Source organism: Oscillibacter sp. CU971 (assembly GCF_905219725.1).
In the GTDB taxonomy this organism is placed as follows: Bacteria; Bacillota; Clostridia; order Oscillospirales; family Oscillospiraceae; genus Oscillibacter.
On sequence record NZ_CAJMXG010000169.1, the window covers coordinates 1 to 6,627 of the forward strand.

4 protein-coding genes are annotated in these 6,627 nt (G+C 57.4%); all 4 read left to right on the forward strand.

What is annotated here, in order from left to right:
- The first annotated feature begins 237 nt into the window (after positions 1-237).
- The 4 genes from JX325_RS11285 (at position 238) to JX325_RS11300 (ending at position 5,860) form a co-directional block, all read left to right on the forward strand.
- Positions 238-1,947, forward strand: coding sequence for a PEP-utilizing enzyme (locus JX325_RS11285; RefSeq protein ID WP_204791223.1), 1,710 nt, complete (start codon positions 238-240; stop codon positions 1,945-1,947).
- A gap of 73 nt (positions 1,948-2,020) precedes the next feature.
- Entirely contained in the window at positions 2,021-2,983 is a 963-nt protein-coding gene (locus JX325_RS11290; RefSeq protein WP_204791224.1) for a PEP/pyruvate-binding domain-containing protein, read from the forward strand.
- A 986-nt stretch (positions 2,984-3,969) separates the two neighbouring features.
- Entirely contained in the window at positions 3,970-4,917 is a 948-nt protein-coding gene (locus tag JX325_RS11295; RefSeq protein ID WP_204791225.1) for an MBL fold metallo-hydrolase, read from the forward strand.
- A 13-nt stretch (positions 4,918-4,930) separates the two neighbouring features.
- Complete coding sequence (locus JX325_RS11300; protein WP_204791226.1) at positions 4,931-5,860, forward strand: 3-hydroxyacyl-CoA dehydrogenase family protein; 930 nt, start codon at positions 4,931-4,933, stop codon at positions 5,858-5,860.
- Positions 5,861-6,627: the final 767 nt, after the last annotated feature.

Here is a 6,627-nt window from a genome sequence, read left to right on the forward strand (position 1 = left end):
AATCTTAATTGTCAATAATCGATTATCGAAAATCAAAAGGTCCCGGCCGATCCGCTTTACCCTCTTATCATAACAAGCGTTCGCTGAAATGCAAGCATTTTTTCAGCATTTCGCTTAAAATCTCACCCGCGCCGCCGTGCCGGCCTCCAGCCCCATTTTGAAAAATCGATTATATTACCGCAAAGCTCCAGCAATCCCCCTCACCTACCCACCATATGCTGAAAAGGAGAATGCAAGATGAGCGATACTTCCAAGGTACTGGCCACCAAATTCACGGACGACCGCTTCCCCATCGAATGGAAGGACGAGGCCGAGAAGAGCCTGATGTGGTTCTACGACGACCTCCACTGCCCCAACCCTATTTCCCCCCTGTACTTCGACATCGGCGGCTGGTGGGACACCGAGGGCCGCTGGGGCGCGGACTGCTCCTATATGTATCAGCGCTTCGGCGCTCCCATCGGCAAGGCCTGGATCGCCAAGAAGATCGGGGGCTATGTCTACTCCGCCGTGGTCCCCCCTGAGATGGACGCCGACAAGATCGGCCCCATGTTCAGCTACTACACCAAGGTCATGCCCATCTACGCGGACACCTTCATGGACCGCTGGAACAAGGAGTATGTGCCCCGCCTGAAATACATGCAGAACGCCATCCTGGACTTCGACTTCCAGCACAAGAGCCTGTCGGAGATCATGATCCACATGGAGGACATCCTGGACATGAAGTGCGAGGCGTTCCGCATCCACTGGATCATCAACCTGGCCCAGTTCCAGGCCTCCACCGACTTCACCAACGCCGCCAAGGCCGCGGGAGCGGACGACGTACTGATCGGAAAGATCAACGTCTCCCCCGCCGACCGCAACTGGGACTCCCTCAAGGCCCTGTGGGAGATGAAGGAGGAGGTCTGCCGCGTCCCCGCGCTGAAGGAGCTGTTCCTCTCCACCACGGACAACGCCGTCATCATGGAGAAGGTCTCCGGCGTCCCCGGCAGCGAGAAGTTCCTCTCCATGATGGAGGCCTACCGGGAGGAGTACGGTTTCAAGGCCATGTACACCCACGAGTTCATCTATAAGACCTGGTACGAGGACCCCACCCCCGCTTACGAGGCCGTCCGGGCCTACGTCTGCTCCGGCTACGACTACAACGAGGAATACNGCGCCTGCATGAAGTCCCAACANGAGGCGATCCAGGAGCTGTACGCCAAGGTCAGCGACCCCGAGGAGCTGACGAAGCTGAAGCACTACCTGGAGCTGTCCGTCAAGATGGCCCCNATCACGCCGGACCACCACTTCTACATCGATCAGGGCATCTATTCCCACATGCGCGTTGCCTTCGTCCGCATCGGCGAGGCCATGGTCCGGGCTGGTATCCTGGACGACGCTGAGGACATCTTCATGCTGAAGTATGACGAGATCCGCTCCGCCTGCTGCGGCGACTATCCCGTCAAGGAGCGGGTCCAGACCCGCCGGGCCGAGATGGAAGAGGCCCGGAAGCGTCCTCCCCAGGAGTGGTACGGCACCGCCACCGAGTGGCAGGTCTACAACGAGCCCTATAAGTCCCTGTGGGGCTATCCCCAGAAGTTTGAGGCTGAGCAGCAGGAGANGGAAACCAAGGCCGAGATCAGCAAGACCGTCCTCAAGGGCATCCCGGGCTGCCCCGGCGTGCAGGAGGGCGTGGCCCNTCTGGTGTCCGACCCCTCCGAGCTGGACACGGTCAAGGAGGGCGAGATTCTGGTCTGCAAGATGACCAACCCCGCCTGGGTCGTCTCCTTCTNNAAGATCTCCGNCCTGGTCACCGACACCGGCGGAGCCCTCTCTCACCCCGCCGTGGTGGCCCGGGAGTTCGGCGTGCCCTGCGTGGTGGGCACCCGCCGCGCCACGCAGCTCATTAAGACCGGCGACAAGGTCCGGGTCGACGGCTCCAAGGGCGTCGTGGAAGTGATCGGCTGATTGTCCCACATCAGCGCGGCGCCCGGACCCCCGGCGCGCCGCGCTGAATCTCGATAGGAAAGGATTGTTATCCATGAATCAGTATNTTGCNTGGTTTGACGAAATTCCNGACGGGGAGCTTGCCCTGGCCGCGGGCGGCAAGGGGGCCAGCCTCTGCCGCATGTCCCGGGCGGGTCTGCCGGTGCCCAAGGGCTTTATTGTCCGCTCCGAGATGTTCAACGCCTTCATGGAGGCCAACGGGCTGTGGGATTACGTCTTTGAGAAGCTGGGGACCATCGATTTCTCCAGCGACGCGTCCCTCATCGCCGTCTCCGCCGAAATTCGGCAGAGGATCATCGACTGCCCCGTCCCCCAGGCAATGGCCGAGGACATCGTGCGGCATTACGCCCAGATCGGGAACGGGCATGAGCCGGTGGCCGTCCGCTCCAGCGGCACCGCCGAGGATTTGGACGACGCCAGCTTCGCCGGACAGCAGGAGACCTTCCTGTTTGTCATTGGCAACGACGATGTGGTGAAGTTTATCAAGGAGTGCTGGGCCTCGCTGTACAATGACCGGGCCATCTTCTACCGCCGGGAGAAGANGTTCGACGNGCGGAGCATCTCCATCGCCGTGGTGGTCCAGTGCATGGTCAGCGCCCAGAAGGCGGGAGTCATGTTTACCTCCAACCCCATCACCAACGACTACAACACCGTGGTGCTGGAGGCCGCCTGGGGTCTGGGGGAGGCCATCGTTTCCGGCATCGTGACGCCGGACAATCTCTGGATCGACAAACGGACCGGAGAGGTTACCACGGAGTATATCTCCGAGAAGGAGACCATGGTGGTCCGCCTCAGCGAGCGGGGCGGCACCAAGGAGGAACCCGTTCCCGAGGAGCTGCGGGAGGTCCCGGTCCTCACCGACGCGGAGCGGAACCAGCTGGTGGACCTGGCCCGGAGGATCGAAGACTTCTATAAGAAGCCAGAGGACATCGAGTGGGCCATCGTGGACGGGCAGGTGTACCTGCTTCAGTCCCGGCCCATTACCACCATGAAGTAATTTCTGACAAGGAGTATTGATATGAGCACTTTTTCCGAACAGATCAGCAGCAACAAGGCGGTGCTCCGCTTCGATGTCATCGGCGGGCCGGAGCGCTCCGCCGTGGCGGAGGATATGTCCTTCCTCAACTACCGCCTGGGCTCTGTGGAAGTCTCTCACGAGATCACCAAGGAGCGGCCCGACATCGTCTGGTACTACGACGAGCCCCCGAAGACCANCCGCTATGTGGACGGCCAGCTGATCCTCACCAGCTTCTGGGAGGAGGGCGAGCTGAACAAGATCATGGTCTCCATGCTGGCCAACGAGATGGATAAGGTGGGGCTCCACCCCTTCCACTCCTCCAGCGTCATCTACAAAGGCCACGGCATCCTGCTGGTGGGCGGCGAAAATAACCACGGCAAATCCATGACCCAGCTGGAGGGCTGCCGCCGGGGCGCGGAGATCTTCTCCACCGAGACCACGGTCATGGACCACGAATCCGGAATCGCTCTCTACGGCTCCAAGAACATCTATGTCCGCAAACGGGCCAAGGGCACCGAGCGCTCGGACCTGGCCGACCAGGACGAGGGCGTGAAGATGTTCTTCGGTGACGAGCCGGAGATGCCCATGTGCTATGAGCCCAAGCAGATGGACCTGGCGGTCATGCCCTGCATCGACGGCTGGTTCAAGACCGACGTCAAAAAGATGGGTCAGTTTGAGGCGTCCTATCAGAGCTACCACTCCATGATGAATTTCTTCGGGCTGAACCAGCTTCTATGCGGCAAGTTTGGCCTGGCCATGCCCATCGTGGATACTGACGTGCGTCGGCAGGACCGGGCGGCCTTCTGCGCCAAATACGCCGCCGGACGGCCCTATTACATGATTCGGGCCAAGAGCCCCCAGCTGGTATTCGACGAGATCGACAAGCTGATGGAAGAGCTGAGGATGAACTGAACGCCCGTCGGCGGTGTTCCGTTCGCATGTTTTGAGAAGGAGGATTTTATCTGATGTTAAAAGTTGTTGGAATCGGGAAGAGCCATTACGCCGATTATGAGCAGGCGGTCAGCTCTCCCGACATTGAGATCGAACAGATCACGCCGAATGTGTACACCTTCACCGGGATGCGGGGCTGCGACCCCTCCATGGTGCTGACCAGCGAGGGAGCGGTGTTCATCGACACCGCCCAGTGGATCACCCAGCTGGAGCAGATGATCGAATTTGCCAAGGAGAAGTGCGGCGGGGTCAAATATCTCATCAATACAGAATCCCACATCGACCACGTCTTTGGCAATCCCTACCTGAAAAAGGCAGGGGCCACTATCATTGCCCAGGAGAAGGTGCTGAACGGCTACTACAAAATCCCTCCCGCGTTCAACCAGACCACTTATGAATATAACCTGGACCTGCTGAAGCGCCAGGACCCCACCCAAGTCAGCAAGCTCCTGCCCGAGGGGGAGGAGGAGATCGGGAAGCCCGATATCACCTTCACCGACAAGCTGACCCTGAAGGTGGGGGACCATACCTTCGAGTGCTACCACACTCCCGGCCATTCTCCCGAGCAGACCAGCATCTACTGTCCCGAGGAGCGAGTGGTGTTCGTAGGCGACAACATCTTCAACAACTGCCAGATCTGGTTCCACTCCATCGACTTCGACGCGCTGTTCAAGAGCCTGGACTGGCTCCAGAGCCTGGACGTGGACTATATCGTCCCCGGACACGGGCCGGTCAAGGGTAAGGAGTGCATCGCCGAAAACAAACAGTTCATCTATAACTGGCTCAGCGTAGTAGGAGACGCCATGATCAACAAGGGCTGGACTCGGGAGGAGTGCATCCAGCGCATCAACTTTGCCGACCGCTGCCCGGTGGACATCGGTCAGCCGGACTGCATGGAGTACATCTCCACAAACAACGCGCGGATTGCCTACGACTATCTCGTCCGCAAGGGCAGTCTGTAACGGGAGGGGTTCTATGTCTGAACATCCGGTTGCCATCGTCGGCAAAGGTATGATCGGCATCAGCCTGGCGGTGCTGTTTACCGGGAACGGCATTCCCACGATCGTGCTGGCGAAAAACAGCGAGGTCGGGCTGGAGAAATACCGGACCTATTACAAGGACCTCATCGCCCAGGGGCTGGTGACGGAAAAGCAGGCCGCCGCCTGCGAGAGGCTACTGTCCTTCACCGAGGACTACGCAGGGCTGCGGGACGCGGAGATCGTTTTCGAGTGCGTCACGGAGAAGCTGGAGGTCAAGTATGAGGTCTACTGCCGGGTCGAGGCCAACTGTCCGCGTTTGAAGGCCATTGCTTCTACTACCTCTGCCATTTCCCCGGTTGACCTGGCCAAGGGCATGGAGCAGAGGGAAAAGATCATGGTGGCTCATCCCTACAACCCGCCTCATATGGTGCCCTGCGTGGAGCTGGTGAAGAACGAGTTTACTGCTCAGGAATCTATCGATGCTGTGACGGAACTGCTGGAGTACTGCGGGCGAGAGGTCTGCAAGATGAACAAGCCCGCTCCGGGCTTCATCGCCAACCGCCTCCAGCACGCGCTGTATCGGGAGGCGGTCTATATGGTGGAGCAGGGCATCTGCGCTCCTGAGGATATTGACAAGTGCATCCGCTCCAGCTGGGGACCCCGGTACACTTCCATCGGTCTCTTTGACCACTTCGACTACGCCGGACTGGATCTCATCGCCAATATTGAGCGTTATCTTTATCCCGACCTTTGCGATACCAAGGAGGTCCACCCCTCCCTCCAGGAGCGGCTGGACCACGGAGACCTCGGGTATAAAACCGGGACTGGCTACTATGATTGGCGTGAACGGGATATGGACGCTTTTCGGAAGAAAACCAGTGTTCCCTATTTGCAATTCTTTAACTGGAAACTCCCGAAAGATTAAGATTCATCGTTTACTGGGAGCAAAAAATTATTGCCGGTAGTAGAAAATGCTTAATTGGTTGTCTCCCAAACTTTAAAACGCCGCCATTGTCTCGGTAATTCCGGGACTCTGGCGGCGTTTAACATGATTGCTTTTGGGCTTTTTATCTTTTAGGAAGCCCGTTCCAAACGGCAATCAGGAAATTTAACTGCTCCTCATCGCAGGTCTCAACGGCGTGAATCATTTGAAGCCTTTTCAGGTCCAGATGCTCCCTCTCAGGGTACACAAAAACGTTAGGGTCAATACATAAATACCGCAGGATCGCAATCAGCGCGTTATAACTGGNATGAGAATGCCCATTTTCAATGGCTGAATAATGGTGCGCGGAGCAGTTCAGAAGCTGAAGCATCTCTTCGGCTTTGACCGCGCGGTTCAATCGGCAGACCTGAATTGTCTCCCCCAGAATATCGGGAATGCCCAGCTTTACGTCCACTCTGCTATCACCTCAACCAGATTCTATATGATAAGCAGGGTTCCCGGAATACATTTAAAAATACTATTTACTTGAAATTTAAAGTCATCTTCTATTGATGGAGGGATGAAGATGAAGCAATACATATTGTACATGAGATCCAAGCTCAATATGAGCTGACGCAAACTGAATATCACTTATGACGCCTGGTTGCAAATTTCACGATGTGCGATTTGCAATCAGGCTTTTCTATTATCTACTTGAACTAAAAGATAAAGTAGTTATTACTAACTACAGATTGCCGCGCTGCCGGTCA

Excerpts from the sequence above, each read along its gene's own strand:
- JX325_RS11295 (WP_204791225.1), top strand. The coding sequence starts at position 3,970 with ATGTTAAAAGTTGTTGGAATCGGGAAGAGCCATTACGCCGATTATGAG.
- JX325_RS11300 (WP_204791226.1), top strand. The coding sequence starts at position 4,931 with ATGTCTGAACATCCGGTTGCCATCGTCGGCAAAGGTATGATCGGCATC.